27 protein-coding genes are annotated in these 22,703 nt (G+C 72.6%); 14 read left to right on the top strand and 13 right to left on the bottom strand.

Going from position 1 to position 22,703, the window contains the following annotated elements; genetic code table 11:
* Positions 1–127 precede the first annotated feature (127 nt).
* The gene (locus NE235_RS19975; RefSeq protein WP_252805108.1) at positions 128–1,390 is read left to right on the top strand and encodes an MFS transporter; all 1,263 of its coding nucleotides are present in this window, start codon (positions 128–130) and stop codon (positions 1,388–1,390) included.
* An 89-nt stretch (positions 1,391–1,479) separates the two neighbouring features.
* Here NE235_RS19975 and fabI read toward each other — a convergent pair whose 3' ends face one another.
* Positions 1,480–2,244 (bottom strand): enoyl-ACP reductase FabI, encoded by a 765-nt coding sequence (gene fabI / locus NE235_RS19970; protein WP_252783574.1) that lies wholly within the window; start codon positions 2,242–2,244, stop codon positions 1,480–1,482.
* Positions 2,245–2,311: 67 nt separating this feature from the next.
* On the bottom strand, positions 2,312–3,016 hold the full coding sequence (locus tag NE235_RS19965) for a beta-ketoacyl-ACP reductase (RefSeq protein ID WP_252783575.1): 705 nt from the start codon (positions 3,014–3,016) through the stop codon (positions 2,312–2,314).
* Between the two features lie 115 nt (positions 3,017–3,131).
* Here NE235_RS19965 and NE235_RS19960 point away from each other — a divergent pair, with 115 nt between their 5' ends.
* Both NE235_RS19960 and NE235_RS19955 read left to right on the top strand, forming a co-directional pair.
* Positions 3,132–4,631 (top strand): TldD/PmbA family protein, encoded by a 1,500-nt coding sequence (locus NE235_RS19960; protein WP_252805106.1) that lies wholly within the window; start codon positions 3,132–3,134, stop codon positions 4,629–4,631.
* Positions 4,628–6,019: a metallopeptidase TldD-related protein gene (locus tag NE235_RS19955; protein WP_252805103.1), complete on the top strand. Its 1,392-nt coding sequence runs from the start codon at positions 4,628–4,630 to the stop codon at positions 6,017–6,019. The genes NE235_RS19960 and NE235_RS19955 overlap by 4 nt, the downstream gene beginning before the upstream one ends.
* A gap of 79 nt (positions 6,020–6,098) precedes the next feature.
* Here the strand turns inward: NE235_RS19955 and NE235_RS19950 are convergent, their stop codons facing one another.
* A complete protein-coding gene (locus NE235_RS19950; protein WP_252783578.1) occupies positions 6,099–6,311 on the bottom strand; it encodes a dodecin in 213 nt (70 codons plus the stop codon).
* A gap of 203 nt (positions 6,312–6,514) precedes the next feature.
* Between NE235_RS19950 and NE235_RS19945 the strand changes: the two genes are divergently transcribed.
* Positions 6,515–6,868, top strand: a complete 354-nt coding sequence (locus tag NE235_RS19945; RefSeq protein WP_252805101.1) for a DUF3099 domain-containing protein — start codon at positions 6,515–6,517, stop codon at positions 6,866–6,868.
* A gap of 285 nt (positions 6,869–7,153) precedes the next feature.
* On the opposite strand, the gene NE235_RS19940 is transcribed toward NE235_RS19945, so the two are convergent.
* Positions 7,154–7,990: an ABC transporter permease subunit gene (locus NE235_RS19940; protein WP_252805100.1), complete on the bottom strand. Its 837-nt coding sequence runs from the start codon at positions 7,988–7,990 to the stop codon at positions 7,154–7,156.
* Positions 7,987–8,919, bottom strand: a complete 933-nt coding sequence (locus NE235_RS19935; RefSeq protein WP_252805099.1) for an ABC transporter ATP-binding protein — start codon at positions 8,917–8,919, stop codon at positions 7,987–7,989. The genes NE235_RS19940 and NE235_RS19935 overlap by 4 nt, the downstream gene beginning before the upstream one ends.
* Before the next feature lie 305 nt (positions 8,920–9,224).
* Between NE235_RS19935 and NE235_RS19930 the strand changes: the two genes are divergently transcribed.
* Genes NE235_RS19930 through NE235_RS19895 form a run of 8 tightly spaced genes read left to right on the top strand, consistent with a single transcriptional unit; the run spans position 9,225 to position 14,220 of the window.
* On the top strand, positions 9,225–10,256 hold the full coding sequence (locus NE235_RS19930) for a cation diffusion facilitator family transporter (protein ID WP_252805098.1): 1,032 nt from the start codon (positions 9,225–9,227) through the stop codon (positions 10,254–10,256).
* On the top strand, positions 10,187–10,684 hold the full coding sequence (locus NE235_RS19925; RefSeq protein ID WP_252805293.1) for a hypothetical protein: 498 nt from the start codon (positions 10,187–10,189) through the stop codon (positions 10,682–10,684). The genes NE235_RS19930 and NE235_RS19925 overlap by 70 nt, the downstream gene beginning before the upstream one ends.
* A complete protein-coding gene (locus tag NE235_RS19920) occupies positions 10,678–10,923 on the top strand; it encodes a monovalent cation/H+ antiporter complex subunit F (RefSeq protein WP_252805096.1) in 246 nt (81 codons plus the stop codon). Before NE235_RS19925 ends, NE235_RS19920 begins: the two co-directional genes overlap by 7 nt.
* On the top strand, positions 10,920–11,189 hold the full coding sequence (locus NE235_RS19915; RefSeq protein WP_252805094.1) for a monovalent cation/H(+) antiporter subunit G: 270 nt from the start codon (positions 10,920–10,922) through the stop codon (positions 11,187–11,189). The genes NE235_RS19920 and NE235_RS19915 overlap by 4 nt, the downstream gene beginning before the upstream one ends.
* Positions 11,182–11,433 (top strand): hydrogenase subunit MbhD domain-containing protein, encoded by a 252-nt coding sequence (locus NE235_RS19910; protein ID WP_252805091.1) that lies wholly within the window; start codon positions 11,182–11,184, stop codon positions 11,431–11,433. The genes NE235_RS19915 and NE235_RS19910 overlap by 8 nt, the downstream gene beginning before the upstream one ends.
* Entirely contained in the window at positions 11,430–12,131 is a 702-nt protein-coding gene (locus NE235_RS19905; protein ID WP_252805090.1) for an MnhB domain-containing protein, read from the top strand. The genes NE235_RS19910 and NE235_RS19905 overlap by 4 nt, the downstream gene beginning before the upstream one ends.
* Positions 12,128–12,469 carry a sodium:proton antiporter gene (locus NE235_RS19900; RefSeq protein ID WP_252805087.1) on the top strand — a complete coding sequence of 114 codons (342 nt, stop codon included), beginning with the start codon at positions 12,128–12,130 and terminating at the stop codon, positions 12,467–12,469. The genes NE235_RS19905 and NE235_RS19900 overlap by 4 nt, the downstream gene beginning before the upstream one ends.
* Positions 12,469–14,220, top strand: coding sequence for a complex I subunit 5 family protein (locus NE235_RS19895; RefSeq protein WP_252805085.1), 1,752 nt, complete (start codon positions 12,469–12,471; stop codon positions 14,218–14,220). The genes NE235_RS19900 and NE235_RS19895 overlap by 1 nt, the downstream gene beginning before the upstream one ends.
* A gap of 19 nt (positions 14,221–14,239) precedes the next feature.
* Here NE235_RS19895 and NE235_RS19890 read toward each other — a convergent pair whose 3' ends face one another.
* Positions 14,240–14,824 carry a hemerythrin domain-containing protein gene (locus NE235_RS19890; protein ID WP_252805083.1) on the bottom strand — a complete coding sequence of 195 codons (585 nt, stop codon included), beginning with the start codon at positions 14,822–14,824 and terminating at the stop codon, positions 14,240–14,242.
* A 217-nt stretch (positions 14,825–15,041) separates the two neighbouring features.
* On the opposite strand from NE235_RS19890, the gene NE235_RS19885 reads away from it, so the two are divergent.
* Positions 15,042–15,248 (top strand): hypothetical protein, encoded by a 207-nt coding sequence (locus tag NE235_RS19885; protein ID WP_252805081.1) that lies wholly within the window; start codon positions 15,042–15,044, stop codon positions 15,246–15,248.
* A gap of 39 nt (positions 15,249–15,287) precedes the next feature.
* Here NE235_RS19885 and NE235_RS19880 read toward each other — a convergent pair whose 3' ends face one another.
* Genes NE235_RS19880 through moaA form a run of 4 tightly spaced genes read right to left on the bottom strand, consistent with a single transcriptional unit; the run spans position 15,288 to position 17,408 of the window.
* Positions 15,288–15,533 carry a DUF6457 domain-containing protein gene (locus NE235_RS19880; protein ID WP_252805079.1) on the bottom strand — a complete coding sequence of 82 codons (246 nt, stop codon included), beginning with the start codon at positions 15,531–15,533 and terminating at the stop codon, positions 15,288–15,290.
* Positions 15,526–16,110 carry a molybdenum cofactor guanylyltransferase gene (mobA, locus tag NE235_RS19875; RefSeq protein ID WP_252805077.1) on the bottom strand — a complete coding sequence of 195 codons (585 nt, stop codon included), beginning with the start codon at positions 16,108–16,110 and terminating at the stop codon, positions 15,526–15,528. The genes NE235_RS19880 and mobA overlap by 8 nt, the downstream gene beginning before the upstream one ends.
* Positions 16,097–16,408, bottom strand: coding sequence for a DUF3467 domain-containing protein (locus NE235_RS19870; RefSeq protein WP_252805075.1), 312 nt, complete (start codon positions 16,406–16,408; stop codon positions 16,097–16,099). The genes mobA and NE235_RS19870 overlap by 14 nt, the downstream gene beginning before the upstream one ends.
* A gap of 10 nt (positions 16,409–16,418) precedes the next feature.
* Positions 16,419–17,408 (bottom strand): GTP 3',8-cyclase MoaA, encoded by a 990-nt coding sequence (gene moaA, locus NE235_RS19865; RefSeq protein ID WP_252805074.1) that lies wholly within the window; start codon positions 17,406–17,408, stop codon positions 16,419–16,421.
* Between the two features lie 213 nt (positions 17,409–17,621).
* On the opposite strand from moaA, the gene NE235_RS19860 reads away from it, so the two are divergent.
* Complete coding sequence (locus NE235_RS19860; protein WP_252805054.1) at positions 17,622–18,119, top strand: DUF4232 domain-containing protein; 498 nt, start codon at positions 17,622–17,624, stop codon at positions 18,117–18,119.
* 231 nt (positions 18,120–18,350) lie between these two features.
* Here NE235_RS19860 and NE235_RS19855 read toward each other — a convergent pair whose 3' ends face one another.
* From NE235_RS19855 to selA, 3 genes are all read right to left on the bottom strand, one after another.
* Positions 18,351–19,544, bottom strand: a complete 1,194-nt coding sequence (locus tag NE235_RS19855) for an RtcB family protein (protein WP_252805051.1) — start codon at positions 19,542–19,544, stop codon at positions 18,351–18,353.
* A gap of 91 nt (positions 19,545–19,635) precedes the next feature.
* Positions 19,636–21,366 carry a selenocysteine-specific translation elongation factor gene (selB, locus tag NE235_RS38275; RefSeq protein ID WP_252805049.1) on the bottom strand — a complete coding sequence of 577 codons (1,731 nt, stop codon included), beginning with the start codon at positions 21,364–21,366 and terminating at the stop codon, positions 19,636–19,638.
* Positions 21,357–22,661 (bottom strand): L-seryl-tRNA(Sec) selenium transferase, encoded by a 1,305-nt coding sequence (gene selA / locus NE235_RS19845; protein WP_252805047.1) that lies wholly within the window; start codon positions 22,659–22,661, stop codon positions 21,357–21,359. The genes selB and selA overlap by 10 nt, the downstream gene beginning before the upstream one ends.
* Positions 22,662–22,703: the final 42 nt, after the last annotated feature.

Here is a 22,703-nt window from a genome sequence, read left to right as displayed (position 1 = left end):
GGCGAGGCCGGGCCGTCCAGGTGGTCCGGCGCCGCGACCCCGGCGAGGTGACCTGGCGTCTCGGCGGCCTGCCGCCGGCCGCCGTCCGCGGCGGACGGCGTGACCGTTCGCCAGGGTGGCGCGGGAGATGACCGATCCGGTCGGCGCCCGCGGAGGTGGCGTCCTGATCGGCGCCCTGGTCGTCGACTCGGTGGGCAACGGGCTCTTCCTGCCGCTGTCCCTCGTCTTCTTCACCCGGCTCACCGACGTTCCGCTCGGTCTCCTCGGCGTCCTGATCAGCGTCGCCAACGCCATCACCCTCCCGGTTCCGGTCTGGGCCGGCGCGCTGGCCGACAGACTGGGCGCCCTGCCCCTGGTCGTCGCGGCCCAGCTCATGCAGGCGCTGGGCTACCTCGCCTACACCAGGGTCGACGAGCCCGTCGGCATCTTCCTCGCGGCGGCACTGGTGGCGGTCGGCGTCCGGTTCTTCTGGTCGAGCATCTTCACCGCGGTCGCGGACTACGCCGACGCCGCTTCTTCCGGCCGGAGGCCGGACTCCTGGTTCGCGTGGGCCAACATGGCCCGCACCGCGGGGCTCGGCGTGGGCGGGCTGATCACGGGTGCCGTCATGGCCGACGGTCACGCCGCCGCGTATCGCGGGATCGCCTACGGCGCGGCCGGCTGTTTCGCCGTGGCCGCCGCCGCGATCGCCGGGTTCGTCCGCGCACCACGGCTCTACCACGGCGCCGGACGGGCCGGAACCGGGTACGCGACGATTCTTCGAGATCGCCCGTTTCTCGCCCTGACCGGCGTCAACACCGTCATGGCGATGACGAGCATGATACTCTCCCTCGCCACGCCCACTTTCGTGATCACCGGCCTGGACGGGCCGTCGTGGCTCGCGTCCGCGCTCCTCGTGGGCAACTTCGTCCTGGTGTCGGCCTTGGCCGCGCCCGTGGTCGAACGGCTCGCCGGGCACCGGCGCACCCGGGTGATGGCGGCCGCGGCCGCCCTGTGGGCCACGTGGTCATTCCTCTTGTCCGGTCTCGTCCCCGGCCGGCCCGCCCTGGTGATCCCCGTGTTGATCGGCGCGACGCTGCTGTTCACCCTGGCCGAAGTGATGCACGCGCCCGTCTCGATGGCGCTGGCGACCGCGATCTCCCCGACCGAGCTGAGGGGCCGGTACATGGCCGCGTTCCAGTACTCGTTCACCGTGGCCGGGATGATCGCGCCGGCGTTCTTCACCCGGCTCTTCGGCGTTCACCGTGCCCTGCCGTGGGTCGCCCTCGGCGCGATCGACTGCCTCGCCATCGTCGCCGTACGGCTCCTGGAACCGGCCCTGATGACCGCGGCACGGCGCGTCGCCGCCGCGGGCGCCGCGCGGAGCCCCAAGGTCCCCCGGAGCCGATGAGCGGACCCGCGTGAAGCCGGCGTTCCCCTCACGATCGAATCGCCTCGGCGCCCCGCCGGAGTGGCGGGGCGCCGGGTCGTTTCCTCAGGTCAGCCGCCGACGGCGTGGACGCCGCCGTCGACGTGGACGATCTCGCCCGTCGTCGCGGGGAACCAGTCGGACAGCAGCGCGACGCACGCCTTGGCGGTCGGCTCCGGGTCGGCGACGTCCCAGCCGAGCGGGGCCTTGTCCGGCCAGACGTTCGTGAACTCCTCGAAGCCCGGGATGCTCTTGGCCGCCATCGTCTTGAGCGGTCCGGCTGCGACGAGGTTGACGCGCACGCCGTCCGGACCGAGGTACTTCGCGAGGTAACGGGCCGTGGACTCCAGGCCGGCCTTCGCGACGCCCATCCAGTCGTACACCGGCCAGGCCTGGGTGGCGTCGAAGTCCAGGCCGACGACCGACCCGCCGTTCTTCATCAGCGGGAGGCAGGCGGCGGTCAGGGACTTGAGGGAGTAGGCCGAGATCTGCACCGCGGTGGCGACGTCGTCCCAGCCGGTGTTCATGAAGTTGCCGCCCATGGCGGTCTGCGGCGCGAACCCGATGGAGTGCACGACCCCGTCGAGCCCGTCGACGTGCTCGGCGACCTTTCCGGCGAGGCCGTCGAGCTGCTCGGCGTTGGTGACGTCGAGCTCGATGACCGGGGCGGCCTCCGGGAGCCGCTTGGCGATGCGCTCGACGAGCGACATGCGGCCGAAGCCGGTGAGGACGAGCGTGGCGCCCTCCTGCTGGGCGAGCTTCGCCACGTGGAAGCCGATGGAGGCGTCGGTCAGGACGCCGGTGACGAGGATGCGCTTACCGTCGAGAATGCCCATTCAGTGTCCCATTTCCAGATGTCGGCCGCCGTTCACCGCGGCCCGGTGCTCGTTTCCAGGGGGCGGGTCAGTGGCCCATGCCGAGGCCGCCGTCGACGGGGATCACCGCGCCGGTGATGTAGGCGGCGTCCTCTCCGGCGAGGAAGCGGACGGCCTTGGCGATCTCGGCCGGCTGCGCGATGCGGCCCAGCGGGATCTGCTTCTTGATCTCGGCCTGGCGGTCCTCCCCCAGCACCGCGGTCATGTCGGTGTCGACGAAGCCGGGCGCGACGACGTTCACCGTGATGTTGCGGGAGCCGAGCTCACGGGCGAGCGACCGGGCGAAACCGACGAGGCCGGCCTTGGAGGCGGCGTAGTTGGCCTGGCCGCCGGACCCGAGCAGCCCCACCACGGAGGACACCAGGATGATGCGGCCGTTCCGCTTGCGCATCATGCCGCGGACGGCGCGCTTGGCGAGGCGGTAGGCGCCGGTGAGGTTGGTGTCGAGGACGGAGGTGAACTCGTCCTCGCTCATCAGGGCCAGCAGGTTGTCCCGGGTGATGCCGGCGTTGGCGACCAGCACCTCGACGGGGCCCTGCTCGGCCTCGACCTTCCCGAAGGCGGCGTCGACCTCCTCGGTGCTGGTGATGTCGCAGCGCACACCGAACAGGCCCTCCGGGGGCTCTCCGGAGCGGTAGGTCACGGCGACGGCGTCCCCGGCGTTCTTCAGCTCGTGGGCGATGGCCAGCCCGATTCCCCGGTTTCCTCCGGTGACCAGGACGGAGCGACTCATTCGGCAAACCTCCAGTTCGATCGTGGCGAGCCTATTGCCCTACCGATAGGTAACACGAGCACGGCACCGCCAAGGAGGACCGTCCGGTCTTTGTAGGGCGCGGTAGGTTGCTCGCGTGAGAGAGATCGATTCGGATTTCACCGCGCTGCCGCTGCGGGCGCTGGCCGACGCGGCGCTGTCCAGGGCCCGTGAGCTCGGCGCGGAGCACGTCGACTTCCGCCTCGAGCGCATCCGTCACCAGACGCTGCGCCTGTCCGACGGCAACCTCGAGACCGCCATCGACGCCGACAGCACCGGTTTCGCCGTCCGGGTGATCCTGGCCGGCACGTGGGGGTTCGCCTCCGGCATCGACCTGACGACGGACGCCGCGGCGCGGGTCGCCGAGCAGGCGGTCGAGGTGGCCAAGGTCGCCGCGGCGATCAACCGCGAGCGCATCGAGCTGGCCGCCGAGCCCGCGCACGGTGACCGGGTCTGGATCTCCTCGTACGAGGTCGACCCGTTCGACGTGGCCGTACGGGACAAGACCGCGCTGCTGGGCGACTGGAGCGCCCGGCTGCTGGGCGACGACCGCGTCGCGCACGTCGACGCGTCGCTCCTGCAGGTCAAGGAGAACAAGTTCTACGCCGACACGGCGGGGACCGTCACGACACAGCAGCGGGTCCGGCTGCACCCGGTGCTGACCGCCGTGGGCATCCGCGACGGGGCCTTCGACACGATGCGCACGCTCGCCCCGCCGGCCGGCCGCGGCTACGAGTACCTCACCGGCGCCGCCTGGGACTGGGACGACGAGCTGGCCCGCATCCCCGAGTTGCTGGCCGAGAAGCTCACGGCGCCGTCGGTCGAGGCCGGGACGTACGACCTCGTCGTCGACCCGTCGAACCTCTGGCTGACCATCCACGAGTCGATCGGGCACGCGACCGAGCTCGACCGGGCACTGGGGTACGAGGCGGCGTACGCCGGCACGTCCTTCGCGACGCCCGACAAGCTCGGCAGCCTCCAGTACGGCTCGAAGGTCATGAACATCACCGGCGACCGTACCGCCGAGCACGGCCTGGCCACGATCGGCTATGACGACGAGGGCGTCGAGACGCAGGCGTGGGACATCGTCCGCGACGGCCTGTTCGTCGGCTACCAGCTGGACCGGCGGATCGCGCGGCTGACCGGGGCGGAGCGGTCCAACGGCTGCGCGTTCGCCGACTCGCCGTCGAGCATGCCGCTGCAGCGCATGGCGAACGTCTCGCTGCGGCCGGCGCCGCAGGGCCCGTCCACCGAGGAGCTCATCTCCGGCGTCGACCGCGGCCTGTACGTCGTCGGCGACAAGAGCTGGTCGATCGACATGCAGCGGTACAACTTCCAGTTCACCGGCCAGCGGTTCTACAAGATCGAGAACGGCCGGCTCGCCGGTCAGGTCCGCGACGCCGCCTACCAGGCGACGACCACCGACTTCTGGAACTCGATGGAGGCCGTCGGCGGGCCGCAGACGTACGTCCTCGGCGGCGCGTTCAACTGCGGTAAAGGCCAGCCGGGCCAGGTCGCGCCGGTCAGCCACGGCACGCCCTCCGCGCTGTTCCGCGGCGTCAACATCCTCAACGCGGTGAAGGAGGCGGGCAAGTGACCACCCCGCAGGAGACTGTCGAGCGGGCGCTGGCGCTGTCGCGCGCGGACGGCTGCGTCGTCATCGCCGAGGAGTCCAGCGGCACGAACCTGCGCTGGGCGGGCAACACGCTGACGACCAACGGCGTCACCCGCTCCCGGCGGCTCACCGTCATCGCGATCAAGAACAAGGCCGAGGGCGTCTCGACCGGCGTCACGTCCCGTACGGGCGTGACCGAGGACCAGGTCGAGGACCTGGTGCGCGCGGCCGAGCGGGCGGCGGCCGACAACGCCCCCGCCGAGGACGCCACGTCGCTGATCGAGGCGGCCGAGGCCGGTCCGAGCGGCCGATGGGAGGAGCCGCCGGCCGAGACGTCCATCGGCGTCTTCGAGGGCTTCGCGCCGTCGCTCGGCGAGGCGTTCGCCGCGGCGGACGCGAACGCCCGCCTCCTGTACGGCTTCGCCGAGCACACGATGAACACCACCTTCCTCGGCACCTCGGCCGGGCTGCGGCTCCGGTCCGACCAGCCGACGGGGAAGGTCGAGCTCAACGCCAAGTCCGGCGACCGGTCCCGGTCCGCCTGGACCGGCGTCGGCACCCGCGACTTCCGCGACGTGGACGTCACGGCGCTCGCCGGGGACCTCGCCCGGCGGCTGGAGTGGGGACGGCGGCGGATCGACCTGCCCGCCGGCCGCTACGAGACGCTGCTGCCACCCAGCGCGGTCGCCGACCTGATGGTCTACCTCTACTGGTCCGCGGGAGCCCGCGACGCCCACGACGGCCGTACGGTCTTCAGCCGACCGGGCGGTGGCACGAAGGTCGGCGAGAGCCTGACCGGCACGCCGGTCCGGCTGTACAGCGATCCCGCGGCACCCGGCCTGGAGTGCACGCCCTTCGGGGTCGCGCACGCGTCCAGCCGTGACTCGTCGGTGTTCGACAACGGGGTCGCGCTCCGCCCGGTCGACTGGATCTCCGAGGGCCGGCTGTCCGCGCTTCTGCAGACCCGGCACTCCTCCCGGCTGACGGGCCTGCCGTTCACCCCCGGCGTCGACAACCTCCTGATGGAGGTCCCGGGCAGCACCGCGACGCTCGACGAGATGATCGCCGGGACCCGCCGCGGGCTGCTGCTCACCTGCCTGTGGTACATCCGGGAGGTCGACCCGCAGTCGCTTCTGCTCACCGGCCTGACGCGCGACGGCGTGTACCTCGTCGAGGACGGCGAGGTCGTCGGCGAGGTCAACAACTTCCGGTTCAACGAGAGCCCGGTCGGCGTGCTGTCGCGGATCGCCGAAGCCGGGGCGACGCGGCGGACGCTCGCCCGCGAGTGGTCCGACTACTTCACGCGGACGGCGATGCCGCCGCTACGGATCGCCGACTTCAACATGTCGACGGTCAGCAAGGCGAGCTGACCACCTTCTCACCGGCGATGTCCGTAAAGTCGGCCGGAACGTCCGTTCAGGCGTCCTCGAGAGGGAAGCCCACCTTCGCTCAGGCATCCTCGAGGCGGAAGCCCACCTTGAGGCCCACCTGGTAGTGCGCGACCTCGCCGTCGACGATCTGGCCGCGCACCTGGGTGACCTCGAACCAGTCGAGGTGCCGCAGCGTCTGCCCGGCCCGCCTGATCGCGTTGCGGATCGCGGCGTCGACGCTCTCCGGTGAGGTGCCCACGATCTCCGTTACCCGGTACGTCCGGTCCGTCATGACAGTTCCTCCCGCGCCGCGATTGAGATGCTTCGATGCTCCTTCCCGCGAGGCGCACCCGCCATGCGGTGCGGTGGGAGCGGTCCCGCCCCGCCGGGTCCCGCGGCCTGATGAGGGGCGCCGTCGCGGGCACGGACGCCTGTGGCGCATCAGGGATCACCCGGGCGCTTGCCCGGTTCCTCCCGAGGACTACGGTGGGGAGAGTGAGGGTGAGACCGCCGATCCGGCGACGTGAGCGGCCCGTGGTGTACACGGTGACGGACGCTCGCCGGCCACTGTCCGAGGACATCGGCTACCGCGAGCGCCGTTACCTGATCACGATGGCCGTGCGGGCGCTGTGCTTCCTGCTGAGCATCATCTGCGCCGTGGCGCTGCCCGGCGCCTGGCGGCTGACGGCGATCGTCGCGCTGCTCGGCGCGGTGGTGCTGCCCTATGTCGCCGTCATCTTCGCCAATGGCGGCCGCGAGCCGGACTCGGCCGCGCGATTCACCCCGTACGAGCCAAAGACCGGTGACCGAAAAGAGATTTCCGGCCCGCGCGACGAAATCGGCTCGTGACAATCTCTTGACTAACAGAGGGGGGGTTCGGTGTACGATTTGTACCGGCGCTCTGGTCCCCCGTCGGAGCGCCCGTGCCGGTGTTCCGGGCCCCCGTCGGAACACCGATGATTGCGACGCCGGGAGGATTGCCCCCGTATCCTCCCGGCGTCGCCACATTTCTCCCCCTTATGTGGTTGTGCCGCCTCAGGGACGATTCCACGCCGAAGACGGAGCCGGGCCGCCCGATCGCGGCCCGGCTCCGTCCGTCATGCGTCGCGCCGTCCGTCAGGCGCGCGCCGGCCGTCAGGCGTCGCGCCGCTTGAGCACGACCGCCGCGATCACCAGCAGCACCGCGGTCCAGACGCAGAAGACCCCGAAGCCCTGCCACGGCGTCAGGAGGTCGTCCTTGCCCTGGTGCGCCTGGGCGATCAGATGACCCGCCTCGGACGGCAGGTACGCGTGCACGTGCTTGCCGATGCTGCCCGGGAGCAACTGGACGAGCGGCTGCAGGACGAGGACGAATCCGATCACGCCCGTGATGCCCGCCGCGGTGTGCCGGACGATCCCGCCGATGGCCATCGCGAACAGGCCCAGCACGGCGAGGTAGAGACCGCCGCCGATGACGGCGCGCAGGACTCCCGGGTCGCCCAGCGACACGGGCGCCTTGGAATGGAGCATCGGCGCGCCGATGAAGAAGGAGACGAACGACACCGCCGTTCCGAGAACGAGGATGAGGAGCCCGAACACCGCCGCCTTGGCGGCGAGCATGGGCACCCGCCGGGGCACCGCCAGGAGGCTGGCCCGGATCATCCCGGTGGAGTACTCCGACGCGATCACCATGACGCCGAGGACGCAGACGGTCAGCTGGCTGAGGAAGAAGCCGCTGCCGAGGATCGCGCTCGTCGGATCGGCGATCGCGTTCGCGTGATCCTGGGGGGACGCCTTGTCCCACTGCCCGACCATGATGCCCACGAACAGGGCGGTGAAGCCCAGGTCGAGGACGACCAGCAGGATCAGCGACCACACGGTCGAGCGCACCGAGCGGATCTTGGTCCACTCGCTGCGCAGCAGGTGGTGGAAGCCCGGCCGGTGGTCTGCGGGAACGGCCGGGCGTTCCGTCACGCTGGAAACGGTGGTCATCGCGGGTCTCCTTCGGCGTGCGGGGCCGATGCCGTGCCGTACTCGACGCTGTCCCGGGTCAGCTCCATGAACGCCTCTTCCAGCGAGCCGCGCCGGGGGGTCAGCTCGTGCAGGACGAAGCCGCCGGCGGCGGCGAGCTCGCCGATGCGCGGAGCCTCCAGGTTGGACACGAGCAGCGCGCCGTCACCGTCGACGGTGGTCTTGCCGCCTTCCTCGTCGAGGACGGCGGCGAGCCGCTCGGCGTCCGGACTGCGGACGACCACCTGCTGCTCGGCGCTGCGCTCGATGAACTCCTCCGTCGAGCAGTCCGCGATGAGCCGGCCCCGGCCGATGACGATGAGATGCTCGGCGGTGACCGCCATCTCGTTCATCAGGTGGCTCGACACGAAGACCGTCCGCCCCTCGGCGGCGAGGTACTTCATCAGGTTGCGGATCCACAGGATCCCCTCGGGGTCGAGGCCGTTGACCGGCTCGTCGAGGATCAGCACGGACGGGTCGCCGAGCAGGGCCGCCGCGATGCCGAGCCGCTGGCCCATGCCCAGGGAGAAGCCGCCGGCGCGCTTGCGGGCGACCTCCCGCAGCCCGACCAGGTCGATGACCTCCTGGACCCGCGCGGGGCCGATGCCCTGGGTCTGGGCCAGGCAGAGCAGGTGGTTGTAGGCGCTGCGCCCGGTGTGGACCGCGCGCGCCTCGAGCAGCGCGCCGACCACCGAGAGGGGCCGCGGCAGGTCCGGGTAATGCCGGCCGGCGATCGTCGCGTCACCGCCGTCCGGCCGGTCGAGCCCGAGGAGCAGGCGCATCGTCGTCGACTTCCCGGCGCCGTTCGGCCCGAGGAATCCGGTCACCCTTCCGGGTTGGACGGTGAAGGAGAGGTCCTGCACGGCGACCTTGTCGCCGTAGCGTTTGGTGAGGTTCTTCGCCTCGATCATCAGCAGATCCTGAGTTCGGGGACAGGGGACGTGAGCTCAATCACATTAGATGCTGCCTTATGAGACCGGATCCACCCTTGGTATTGATCTGATCGTCCTCCGGCCATTTCCGGCCGTCCATCGGCCGAGCAGGTCTTATCCATCACGGGGGACCGCACGAGCCGGGCCCCGTGGCGCCGTCGTGCGTCGGACGGAGACGTTTCGGCCGGCGCGTATCCGCCGGCACGTCTCCGCCGGTGGGAAACCCCCCGGCAGGGCACCCGCCAGCGCGTATCGACGCGTTGTGCGCGGGTAACGGAATCCCCATGAATCGGTCAACCCGTCGTACGGTCCTCGTCGCCGGCGCCGCCAACCTGGTGGTCGCGGCGACCAAGCTGGTCGCCGGCCTGATCTCCGGATCGAGTGCGATGCTCGCCGAGGCCGCCCACTCCCTCGCCGACACCCTCAACCAGGTGTTCCTGCTCACGTCGCTGCGCCAGAGCAACCGGCCGCCGGACCGCGACCACCCCTTCGGCTACGGGCAGGAGCGGTACTTCTGGTCGCTGCTGGCGGCGTTCGGGATCTTCGTGGCGGGCGCCGGGTTCTCCGTGTTCGAGGGCATCCTCGCGATGCTGAAACCGCACGGGCACGAGTCCCCGCTGGTCGCGTACATCGTCCTGGCCGTCTCGCTCGTGGCCGAGGGCATCTCGTTCGCCCGTGCCGTCCACCAGATGCGCGGGGAGGCCGCGGACCAGGGCCGTGAGGTCATGGACCACGTACGCCGCAGCCCGGACACGACGGTGAAGGCGGCGCTGTTCGAGGACACCGCCGCCGTCATCGGTCTCGTCCTCGCCGCCGGCGGCCTGGTCCTCACCCAGCTCACCGGCTCCTCGATGTGGGACGGCGCCGCGTCCGTCGCCGTCGGCGTGCTGCTCATCGTCGTCGCGTACCGCCTCGGCCGCGACAGCCGGGACATGCTCATCGGCCACGCGGCCGACCCCGACGAGCAGCGGTTGATCGCCGAGGAGATCAACAGGACGGAGGGCGTCGACGACGTGGCCGAACTGCTGACGATGCGGCTCGGCCCCGACCACCTCCTCATCGCGGCACGGGCGAGCTTCGCCGACGACATCACCGCCGACCGGGTCGAGGAGATGGCCGAGGACATCGACCGGCGGGTCGGGGAACGGCTGTCCGTGAAACCGCACGTCTTCATCGACCCCACACGGCGGCGGCCCCCCGCGCAGCGCCCGGGTTTCGGGTCGGACGAACGGGTATACGGCCATTCGTGTTCGGACGAAGACGGCCGGGCGACGCACGGGGACGGCCCGGGCACGACCCTCGGACGGCGGGCCTGACCCGCTCCGCCGTCGAGCCGTTGACGTGGTGGGCGGCCCTGTACGGGATCTACCTGGGGATCATCTCGACGATCTCGGTGACCGAACTCGTCGTCGGGGCCGCCGCGGCGGTGTTCGGCGCCGCGGCGGCCGTCGCCACGCGGCGGGCCCTCCTGACCGACCTCGCGATCGCCCGTCCCCGGCCGCGCGTCCTGCTCCTCCTGCCCCCGCAGATCGTCCGCGACTGCCTGCTGCTCCTGCGACCGGCCCGGCGGGGCCGGTTCGCCGAGGTCGCGATGCCGTCCCGCCGCGACGGCGTGCTGACCCTCCTCCTGTCGCTGTCACCGGGCGCGTACGTCGTCCGGGTCTCCCCGGACCGGGACACCGTTCAGGTCCACCGCGCGGAGGACCGCTCCTCCCTCCTCGAACGGGAACTGACCTCATGCTGACCGCCGCGCTCGTCCTGCTGATCGCCGCCGTCGGACCCGCCGTGCTCGCGACCCTGTGGGGGGAGCCGGCGGACCGGCTGACCGGGCTCATCCTCGCGGGACCCACGGCGACGATGGTCCTCCTGCTCCTGGCCGCGGGGTACGACCGGCCCGCCTATCTCGACGTGGCGCTGGTGCTCGGCCTGCTGTCGTTCGCGGGCTCACTGGTGTACGCGCGGTTCATCGGGCGGACCCTGTGAGCGCCGCGCTGATCTGGGCCGGAGTCGCGGTCGCCGTGCTCAGCGCGGTCCGGCTGCTGCTCACCCGGGACCTGTTCGCCCGGCTGCACTTCATCGGGCCGGCCGCGGTGCTGGCCGCGCCCCTGGTCGTCGCGGGGCTCGCCCTGCGCCCGTGGTCGTCCTGGCACGACGTGGCCAAACTCGTGCTCATCGGTGTGCTGCTCGTCGGCACCGGGCCGGCGACCGTCGTCGCCACCGCTCGCGCGCGGCGAGGTCCCGATGGCTGACGCCGTCCTCATCGTGGCCCTGGCGCTCGCCGTCGTCATGGCGACGGCGGTCGTGCTGACCCGCGACCCGGCCCGTCAGGCGATCGTGCTGTCCGCCTACGGGGTGACGCTCGGCATCCTGTTCCTGGTGCTGCAGGCCCCCGACGTCGCGCTGTCCCAGATCGCCGTGGGCACGGTCGTGGTCCCCCTGGTGGTGATCCTCGCGATCCACGCGATCCGCAGGCAGCACGGAGAACGGCGATGAGCCACCGGGCGCGGTTCGCCGTCTTCGTCATCGGCGTGGCCGGCCTCGCGGTCCTGTACGTCCTGGCGGCGTTCCGCCTGCCGGACTTCGGCGGGCGGTTCCATCCGTACGGCGAGCGCGCGGTGACCTCGGCGATCGCCGAGCGGACGAAGAACGTCGTCTCGTCGGTCAACTTCGACCAGCGCGCCTTCGACACGGTGGGCGAGGAGCTGATCCTGTTCGCGTCCGCGCTCGGCGCCGTCGTCCTGCTGCGCACGGTACGGCGGGAGCGCGAGGAGGAGGCCGGCGAGCACGGGTACGGGCCCGCCGACGTGTTCGACGCACTCCGCCTGACGGGGTACGCCCTGCTCCCGGTGACGCTCCTGATCGGCGTGTACATCGTCGCGCACGGTCACCTGTCCCCCGGCGGCGGCTTCCAGGGCGGTGTCGTGCTCGGCACCGCACTGCACCTCCTCTACCTCACCGGCGACTACCCGGCCCTCGACCGGCTGCGTCCCGTACCGGCCTTCGAGGCGGGCGAGGCGCTCGCCGCGGGCGTCTTCGTGATACTCGGCCTGGCCGGCGCCGGGCTGGTGATACCGATGAACGCGATGGTCGGGCTGGAGGTCGGCTGCGCGATCGTGCTGGTGCTCACCAAGTTCTTCGAGCAGGCCCTCCTCGTACGCACCGACGAGGCGGGGAAGGGAGAAGGCACGTGAGTCATCTGCCGTACCTCGCCGCCGGATGGATCCTGCTGGCCGGGATCTTCGGCATGGTCACCAGCCGGAACCTCGTCCACGTCGTGGTGTGCCTGTCGGTGACGCAGTCGGCGACGTACGTCCTGCTGCTGACCATCGGCTACCGCAAGGGCGGGACCGCCCCGGTCTTCTCCGACATCAAGCCGACCGGGAAGGTCGTCGACCCGGTCGTACAGGCGATGGCGCTCACCGACATCGTCGTGAACGCGACGGTGACGGCCCTGCTGCTCGCGCTCGCCGTCCAGGTCGCGAAACGGCGGGGCACCATCGACCCGGACCAACTCCGGCCGCTGGAGTGATGGTCCAGGCCGCGATCGCGGCACCCGCCCTCGTCGCGGTCCTCCTCGCCGCGGGAGGCCGGTGGCTGCCGCGCCCCCTGGTCGACGCGGTCGCGACCGGGACCGTCCTCGCCGTGACCGTGCTGCTCGGTGCCGTGCTCGCGGCCGCGCTGCGGCACCCGGTCGTGGCGTGGCTCGGGGGGTGGCGGCCACGCGGCGGCGTGAGCGCCGGGATCCCGCTCGTCGCGGACCCGATGGCCGCCGGGCTGGCCTTGCTGGTCGCCGTCCTGACGCTCGCGGCCCTGGTGTTCTCCTGGCGCTACCTCGTCGAGGTTCAGGCGATCTACCACGCGCTCATGCTGCTGTTCACCGCCGCGATGTGCGCGTTCGTGCTCACCGGTGACCTGTTCGACGCCTTCGTGTTCTTCGAGCTGATGAGCGTGATCGCCTACGTCCTGACCGGCTACAAGGCCGAGGAGCCGCGGACGGTGCACGGGGCCCTCAACTTCGGTGTGATCAACTCGCTGGGCGCGTACGTCACGCTGATGGGGATCGGCCTGCTGTACGCCCGGACGGGGCAGCTGGGCTTCGCCGCCATGGGGGCGCGGCTCCCCGGTCAGGACCATCGCCTGGTCACCGTCGCGTTCGCGCTGGTCTGCACCGGCTTCCTGGTCAAGGCGGCGGCGGTGCCCTTCCACTTCTGGCTGGCGGACGCGCACGCGGTCGCCCCCACGCCGGTGTGCGTGCTGTTCTCGGGCGTCATGGTGGAGCTGGGCGTCTACGCGGTCGCGCGAACGTACTGGGCGACGTTCGCCGGGGCCGTCCCCGGAGCCGGGCCCGCCCTCGCCTCCCTCGGCGTCGTCACCGCCCTGCTGGGCGGCGTCATGTGCGTCCTCCAGCGGCACGTCAAGCGCCTGCTGGCGTACTCGACCGTCAGCCACGTCGGCGTCATCCTGCTCGGCGTCGCCGCTCTCGACCACGCCTCCCTCGCCGGCGCGGCGTACTACCTGCTCGGCCACGCGGGTGTGAAGTCCGCGCTGTTCATCGCCGCCGGGACGCTGCTGAACCGGTTCGAGACCCTCGACGAACGGGAGCTGCACGGCCGCGGCCGCCGGATGCGGGTGCCCGGCGCCGTCTTCCTGATCGGCGGCCTGGGGCTGGCCGGGATGCCGCCCTCGGGGCTGTGGGCCGGCAAGAGCCTCATGGACGAGGCGGCCGAGCGGGCCGGCTGGTGGTGGGCCGCGCCGGTCGGCGTGGTGGCGTCCGCGCTCACCGCGGGTGCGGTGCTGCGGGTGTGGCTACGCGTGTTCCGCGGCGTGGGCCCGTCCGGCGAGGGGACGGACGAGCACGAGGACACCGAGACCGGGCCGAGGATGTCACGCCTGCCCTGGACCATGCTCGCGCCGGCCATCGTCCTCGCCGGCGGCGCCGTGGTGCTGGGCCTCATCACCGGACTGATCCACGGCGTCTCGCACGCGGCGGGGCTCTTCGTCGACCAGCGCGGCTACGTGGCGGCGGTGCTGTCCGGCGGCGCCTGGCACGCGGCCTCCGAGCCGCTGCACCCCTGGACCGCCGCCGGCGTCATCGGCGGAGCGGCCGGGGTGGTCCTGGCGGTGCCGGTCGCCGTGCTCGGCCTGCGCCGCCCGGCTCCGCGGCTCCTGCGGCCCGCGGTCGACCGCCTGCGCGCCGCGCACTCCGGGCATGTCGGAGAGTACGCCGCGTGGCTCACCGCGGGGGTGGCGCTGTTCGGACTGCTCCTGTTCACCGCCTGACGGTCCTGTCGCGGCCCGGTCACCGCGCGAGGGGTCCCGAGCCGGTCCCCGGGCGGCCGTCCAGCCCCGGGCCCGTGTGATCGACCAGGCCGGGACCGCACCAGCCGTCGAGCGACGGAACATCGGCCGGCGCGGCGGCCGGCCATACGGGCGTCGCCCGCTTGGCGCGCTCGACCTTGGTGCCGAGCTCGTGGAGCGTGTCGGTGTCGCAGGCGCCGGCCAGCCGCGGGAAGAGGTTCGTCTCCTCGTCCGCGAGGTGCTCCTGAGTGGTCCCGATGAGGCGGCGGAACACCTCGTCGAACCGGGCGTCCGACGGGTCGAGTCCGTCCAGTTCGTTGATCGTCTGCCGCGTCAGGGCATGGTCCGCGATCTTCTCCGCGGCGAGCCGGTCGCCGTCCGGGATGTGCGCCCGGACCGCCGGATACAGGTACTGCTCCTCGGCCGCGGCGTGGCGCATGAGCTCGGTGATCACGCTCGCCACGACGTAGCGGCGCCGTCTGTCTCCGCGCGGGAGCGCGATGACGCGAACGAACATCTCCTTCACACGACGGTGATCCCCGGTGAGCACGTCGATGACGTCCCGGGACCCACGATCGGACGGCACGGTGCCTCCTCGTCCGCCGACCCCGGGCGAGCGACAGCCCCGCCCGCGCGGGATCGGCTGTCTGCTCAACCGTTGCGCCCCGCGTACCCGGACGCCTACAACCCAAACAAATCGCAACGAATACGCACAGTCAGGGTTATCCAGGTGAACTGCGAGGCCCGCCATGCCGGTGGGCCGGCCGGACACGACCGGTTCGCCGATCGGCCAGACTAGGGAGGTGACCGCTCCCGAACCGCTCCAGTGCTCCGCCAAGGGCTGCCACGCCGACGCCCGGTGGGCGCTGCGCTGGAACAACCCGAAGATCCACGATGCCGACCGGCGCAAGATCTGGCTGGCCTGCGACGACCACAAGGAGCACCTGAGCACCTTCCTGGGCCGTCGCGGCTTTCTCCGCGACACGATCCCGGTCGACGACCTGCCGTAAAGGACCAGGGCCCGTTCCCGGGCCCCGGCGGTCATGAGACTACGACGGCCGGCCCTCACGGCGCGCGGCCCACTCGGTGGCGAGTGCGGTGACACGGGCCGCCGCGTCCCGCGCGGGTTCGCCCCGTCCCACGGCCAGGCCGAGCAGGTACGCCGTGAGAGGAGCGGCGGGCCGTGCCACGCCGTGCGCGACGTCACGGGCCAGGTCGAGGACCAGGTCACGGTCGACCTCCGCGCGGTCGATGCCGAGCTCCGCGCACGCCGTGTCGAGCCACTCCTCAAGCATCGTTCTCCTCGATCAGCCGGGACGCCTGGGCGACGTCGTCCTCCGTGTCACAGTCGTACCACGCGGGCCGGGGGCGTCCGGCGGCCCGTACGCGCACCGGGTCGAGCGGGTCCATCAGCCCCCGCAGCGACGCCCCGGGATAGCCGGCCAGAGCGGCGCGCAGCGCGGCGGTCCGCCACACCCCGGTCAGCCACTGGCACCGGTCCTCGTCGTCGACGTACACCGCCCCGGTACGGCCACGGGCGCGGCCGCGCAGAGCGGTCACATCGCCGGAGGTGAGGAACGGCAGGTCGGCGGCGAGCACGGCCACCCACGGCGACTCGACCCGCGTCAGCCCGGCGCGCAGAGCGGGCACCGGCCCGGCGCCCGGCGGGTCCTCACGGACGGTGATCGCGGTGGGCAGCTCGGGACGCTCCGGCCCGACGAGCACGACGCGCCGCGCGCCCGCCACGGCCGCACCGACGCGCGCCACCAGCGGCCGCCCGCCGACGAGCAGACCGGGCTTGTCGGCGCCGCGCAGCCGCGACGCCGCCCCGCCGGCCAGGATCACGGCGTCGTACGCGTCATCCGCCGTCATGGGCGCTCTTGCCGCTCTCCCGCTCGTACGCGCTGAGGTTCTGCTCGAGGGCCTTCATCAGCTCCCAGACCTGGCTCGGCGGGATCCGCACTCGGGACACCACCTGCGCGGGGACGTGGACGTACGATTCGCCGCTCTCATCGTCCTGCACCACCTCCGGCGGGCGCACCGCCGTGGAGAAGTCGATGACGAACGAGTCCTGAGTGCGCCACACCGACGCGAACCCGGCGTACACGCCGACCTCGTGGTCGGGCGGCACGGTGATCTCGACCCGGTGTTCCTGCGGCTGTTCGGTCACGCGTCCCTTTCTACCCGCCGATCGCGGACATCGGGCGGGCGGGCTGCAGGAATCCGACATCGTCGATGCCGTGCCCCGCGCGCTTGGCCGCCACCGCGGCGGTCCAGCGCTCGGCGACGTCGTCGTCCGAGGCGCCCGAGCGCAGCGCCGCGCGCAGGTCGGACTCCTCCCGGGCGAACAGGCAGTTGCGGATCTGGCCGTCCGCGGTGAGCCGGACGCGGTCGCACGCTCCGCAGAACGGCCGGGTGACCGAGCCGATGACGCCGACCCGCGCCGGTCCTCCGTCGACGAGGAACGTCTCCGCCGGCGCGCTGCCGCGTACGGCCGTGTCGTCGGGGACGAGCGTGAACTCCGCGGCGAGCCGGTCGAGGATCTCGTCCGCGGTGACCATGTCCTCCCGGCGCCAGCCGTGCTGGGCGTCGAGCGGCATCTGCTCGATGAACCGCAGTTCGTACCCCTGCTCCAGACAGAAGCGCAGCAGGGCCGCTGCCTCGTGGTCGTTGACGCCGCGCATCAGCACGGTGTTCACCTTCACCGGCCGCAGCCCGGCCCGGTGCGCGGCGGCGAGCCCGGCGAGGACGTCCGGCAGCCGGTCCCGGTGGGAGAGGCGCGCGAAGGTCTCCCGGTCGAGGGTGTCGAGGGAGACGTTCACCCGGTCGAGGCCGGCCTCGCGCAGCGGCCCGGCCAGCCGGGCGAGGCCGATGGCGTTCGTGGTCAGCGACACCTGCGGGCGCGGGCGCAGCGCGGTGGTGCGCGCCACGATGTCGGCGAGTCCCCTGCGGAGCAGCGGCTCGCCTCCGGTGTAGCGGACCTCGGTGATGCCGAGGCGCTCGACGCCCACCCGCACGAGCCGGACGACCTCGTCGTCGGTGAGCAGCTCCGGCTTGGGAAGCCACTCGAGGCCTTCGGGGGGCATGCAGTAGGTGCAGCGCAGGTTGCATCGGTCGGTGAGGGACACGCGAAGGTCGGTGGCCACCCGGCCGAACCCGTCCACGAGCAAGGACGAACCCCCTCTGTCGTTACGGACACCCCAGCCTATGCCGTCGCGCCGACAACACGCGGCGGCCGGCGCCGTCGCACCCGTCCGTTCCCTGACTTATGGCGAAACCGCTCCTCGTACCGCCGCCCTAGATGATCATGGTCTCTGGACGGGAGATCCGTCCCTCCCGCGTGTAGCGGGAGCCGTCTCCGATGGAGAGTGAGAGTCACCCAGGTGAAGCTCAGCACCACGCTCGCGATGACCGGCGTCGCCGGCGCCATCGCCGTGGCCGGTCTCGCGTCACCGGCGCAGGCCGCGACCACGACGGCGAAGGCACCGGCCTGCTCGGTCGCCAAGAACAAGCTGGTCCTCCAGTTCGCCCACGACTACGTCACGGGCAAGAAAGTCGACCAGCCGCTGTCGATCAGCACGAAGGGCAAGAAGACCTGCCTGCTCAGCGGCCGGCCGGTCGTCCGGCTGCTGGACAAGAAGCACAAGGTCATCGGCGTGTACAAGGGCGCCAAGGGCCAGGCCCTGGTCGGCCCCGCCGACCAGGCGGTGTTCCACCTGACCTTCACGAAGGGCGGCAAGCACCCCGTCCACCCGGCGTGGGTCCAGGTCACGGTGTCCCCCAAGGGCGCGGCCTTCAAGCCGATCCGCTGGAGCTCGACGTACCGCTCGATCTCCAAGAAGAGCATCAAGGTCGGCGCCCTCAAGCCCTGGCTGGACTGATCCCCGAGCCGGCGCACGCGTGCTGAAGCCGTCCCCGCCCCCGTGCGGGGACGGCCCCGGCGCGAACCGGCCGTCCGTTGTGACCACGGGCGGCGTGGAGCCCACGGCGGCGGCACCGTGACGACGGCGATGGCGACGCCGGAGCCGTCCCCGCCGTCCCGGCGGGGACGGCTCAACGGCTCCCGGTGAGCCTTCGGCGCGCCCGCAGGGCCGCGACCCGGCGGGCGCCGGTCAGCCCTTGACGCAGATCAGCTGGCGCAGGTGGGCGACGACCTCGACGAGGTCGGACTGTGCCTCGATGACCGACTCGATGTCCTTGTACGCCCCCGGGATCTCGTCGATCACCCCGGAGTCCTTCCGGCACTCGACGCCCCTGGTCTGCTCGATCAGGTCGTCCACGGTGAAGGAGCGCTTCGCCTGGTTACGGCTCATCCGCCGGCCCGCGCCGTGCGACGCGGAGTTGAACGCCTGCTCGTTGCCGAGCCCCCGCACGATGTACGTGCCGGTGGCCATCGATCCCGGGATGATCCCGAGGTCGCCGTCGCCCGCGCGGATCGCGCCTTTGCGGGTGACGAGCAGCTCGACGCCGTCGTAGACCTCCTCGGCCACGTAGTTGTGGTGGCAGGAGATGACGTCGTCCCAGCGGACCCGCTTGCCGGCGAAGAACCGCGTGACGACGTTCTGCGTGAGGGCCATCATCACGGCGCGGTTGCGCCGCGCGTAGTCCTGCGCCCAGAACAGGTCCCGGCGGTACTCCTCCATCTTGCGCGTGCCGTTGATGAAGACCGCCAGGTCGCGGTCGGGCAGGTCCTGGTTGTGCGGCAGGCGCATCGCGGCCTCGATGTGGTGCTCCGCCAGCTCCTTGCCGATGTTGCGGGAGCCGGAGTGCAGCACGATCCAGACCGAGCCCTCGTCGTCGGCGCACACCTCCAGGAAGTGGTTGCCCGAGCCGAGCGTGCCGAGCTGCGAGGTCGCCTTGCCCCGGCGGGACCGCGCGACCGGCGCCAGCTCGTCGTACCGCTGCCAGAAGTCGTACCAGCCGCGCTCCTTGAGACCGGGGATCGCGGACGGGTCGATGGGCGTCTTGTGCGCCCCGCGCCCCACCGGAACGGCCTTCTCGATCTTCGCGCGCAGGCGGCTCAGGTCGTCGGGGAGATCCTCGACCGTGAGGCTGGACTTGACCGCGGTCATCCCGCAGCCGATGTCCACGCCCACGGCGGCCGGCGCGACGGCGTCGCGCATCGCGATCACCGAGCCGACCGTCGCGCCCTTCCCGTAGTGCACGTCGGGCATGACCGCGACGCCGTGCACCCACGGCAGCCCGGCCACGTTGCGCAGCTGGTCGAGCGCGACCGTCTCGACGTCCGCAGGGTCGGTCCACATCCGGATCGGAACGTGGCCGCCCTTCATCGTGCGGTACGGCATCACCATCTCCTCTCCGCATGTCGGTGAGCCGGGTCTATGACGCCAGACAGGCGGTCCCCGTTTCAACCGAATTAATGCCCGGTGGGAGGTCTCAGCGGACGCGGCGCCGGTCTCCGGTGCGTTCGGTGAGGCCGCGCCGGTCGAGGTGTTCGAGCAGGGGAACGGCGACGCGCCGGGTGGTGCCGAGCGCGCGGCGCGCCTCGCTGACCGTGAACGGCTGAGGCAGACCGGTCAGCCGCCGCGCGGCGTCGGTGTCCGCGCCGGGCAGCAGGACGATGCCGTCGGCGATCTTCAGGAGCGCGCCCGCGCGTACGGCGGCGGCCAGGGCGCGGCCGGTGAGGCCCAGGTCCGCGAGCCGGCCGGCCTCCGGGGCGTGGAACGGGTCGTTCCGCAGCTCGTCGCGGAGCCGCCGGACCGCACCCGCCACCGGCGCCGGCAGGCTCGCCTCCGCGGACCCGCGCACGCGACCGCCGTCCAGGCGGAGCGGTGGGCGGGCCAGCGCGTCGACCAGCCGCCGGTCGGGCAGGCCCAGCAGGGCCCGCGCCGCCTCCACCGGAAGGCCCGGGTCGAGCGGGTCGGCGGCGTCGTGGCGCTCCACCTCCTCCGCCAGCCGGCGGCGCAGGCACGCCCAGTGCTCCGGGTCGGCGAGCCAGTCCGCGGCGACCGGCTCGGCCTCGGCGGCGACGCCCATGGCGCGCAGGTCGGCGATCCGGAGCAGGCCGTACCGGCGCAGCAGCGCCCCGGCGTCCGGGACCCCGGCCGCCAGTTCGCGGGCGCGGTCGGCGGCCGCGCCGCGCCGTCGCAGCGCCGGGGGCCGTACGTCCAGGACGGTCAGCCCGGCGACCCGCCGGGCGCCGGGGTCGCGCAGGAGCGCGCGGTCACCGATGTGCAGCGGCAGCGGCCGGGTCAGCGCCAGCCGCGCCGTGTCGTCCCCCAGGGGGCGGAGGCGTACGGGGACGGCGGCGGAACCGATATGCAGGACCGGCTCGCGGGGCAGCGCCGCCGTGTCGGCTCCGTGGACGCGGACGTCGACGAGGTCGGTGACGGTCCACTCGTCGCCCGTCAGCGCCATGCCGCGGGCGACCTGGTCGCGGTCGACGCCGCGCAGGTTGATGGCGACGCGGGCGACGGCGGAGACGATCTCGGCGGTCTCCTTCAGCGTCTGCAGGGCCCGGACGCGTACGGGGCGGCCGTCGAGCCGCAGTTCGGCGCCGACACTGAGGGTTCCCCCGGGCAGGGTGCCGGTGACCACCGTGCCGCTGCCCTTGATGGTGAACGCGCGGTCCACCCAGACCCGTACGGGCGCGGTGGCGTCGGGGGCGGGGAGCCGGGCGACGAGCCGGTCCAGGGCGTCCCGCAGGGCGGGCAGGCCCGCGCCCGTGGCACCGCTGACCGTGACCGCCTCGACCCGTCCGAGGCCGGTACGGGCGATCTCGGCCGCGGCCTCGTCGCGGGCGGCGGCGGGGTCGGCGAGGTCGGCGCGGGTCACGACGAGCAGGCCGTGCCGGACGCCGAGAGCGTCGATCGCCGCGAGATGCTCGGCGGACTGCGGCATCCAGCCCTCGTCCGCGGCGACCACGAACATCACGGCGGGCACCGGCCCGACGCCGGCCAGCATGGTCGTGACGAACCGCTCGTGGCCCGGCACGTCGACGAGCGCGATCCGCTCCCCCGACGGCAGTGTCGTCCAGGCGTACCCGAGGCCGATCGTCATGCCGCGCCGGCGCTCCTCGGCCCAGCGGTCCGGTTCCATGCCGGTCAGCGCCCGTACGAGCGTGGACTTGCCGTGGTCGACGTGGCCGGCGGTGGCGATCACGTGCACGGGCGCTCCTCCCCCGCTGCGACCGCCCGCTCGATCCGCCGCGCCAGTTCGCCGTCGTCGAGTTCGGCGGGGACGGTGCGCAGATCGAGGAGCAGGCGGCCGGACTCCAGCCGTCCGACGACGCCCGCCCGGCGGAGCGGGACGGCGTACGACGCCGGCAGGCTGACGGCCGCGCTGGGCAGTTCGACCCCCGGCGCTCCTCCGCCGCCGACCCGGGCCGTCGACTCGACGGCCGCGGCGTCGTGCCCGGGAAGCCGCTCGGCGAGCCGCTCGGCCCGCCGCCGCAGCACGCCGGCGTCGGCGTGCAGGGCCTCGTCGGTGGGCGTACGAGGACCCCGGACGGTCGCCTCCAGCGCCGCGAGCGTCAGCTTGTCGACGCGGAGCGCGCGGGCGAGGGGGTGGCGCCGCAGGCGTTCGACGAGGTCGGCGCGGCCGAGGATGACACCGGCCTGCGGGCCGCCCAGCAGCTTGTCGCCGCTGGCGGTGACGAGGTCGGCGCCCTCCCGCAGAACGGTGGCGGCGTCGGGTTCCTCGGGCAGGGCCGGGTCCGGGGCGAGCAGCCCGGAGCCGATGTCGACGACGACCGGGACGCCGAGCCGGGCCAGCTCACGCACCGGCGCCTGCGCGGTGAAGCCCTCGATCCGGAAGTTGGACGGGTGGACCTTGAGGACGAACCCGGTCTCGGGGCCGACGGCGGCCGCGTAGTCGGCCGCGGTGGTGCGGTTGGTCGTGCCGACCTCGCGGAGCCGCGCGCCGGTGGAGACGAGCAGGTCGGGGAGGCGGAAGCCGTCCCCGATCTCCACCATCTCGCCGCGGCTGATGACCATCTCCCGGTCACGGGCGAGCGCGGTGGCGGCCAGCACCAGGGCGGCGGCGTTGTTGTTGACGACGTGGACCGCCTCGGCCGCCGGGCACGCCTCCCGGACGGCGGCCAGGGCGCCCTCACCCCGCCGGGCCCGGCGGCCCGTCTCCAGGTCGTACTCGACGTCCGTGCAGCCGGCCGCGGCGAGCACCGCCTCCCGCGCGGCGGCGGACAGCGGCGCACGGCCCAGGTTGGTGTGCAGGAGGACACCCGTCGCGTTGATCACCGGTCGCAGGGTCGCGGCGTGGGACGGCAGGGCCGCCGCGGCCGTGTCGGCGACACTCTCGGGAGCGATCTCACCTCGCCGCGCCCGCTCCTGCGCCGCCACGACGGCCGACTTCACGATGCCGCGCCCCAGCCTGCGGGCCGCCTCCGCGAGCCGTGGATCGGCGAGCACGGCGTCCGTACGCGGAACCCGGCGTCGAGAGTCCATGGCAGAAACCTACGACCAGCCCGGCCCCGGACGCCAAGACGC

The sequence above is a fragment of the Actinoallomurus spadix genome, assembly GCF_024055725.1.
Lineage (GTDB): Bacteria > Actinomycetota > Actinomycetes > Streptosporangiales > Streptosporangiaceae > Actinoallomurus > Actinoallomurus spadix.
This window is presented reverse-complemented; position numbering and strand designations above follow the sequence as displayed.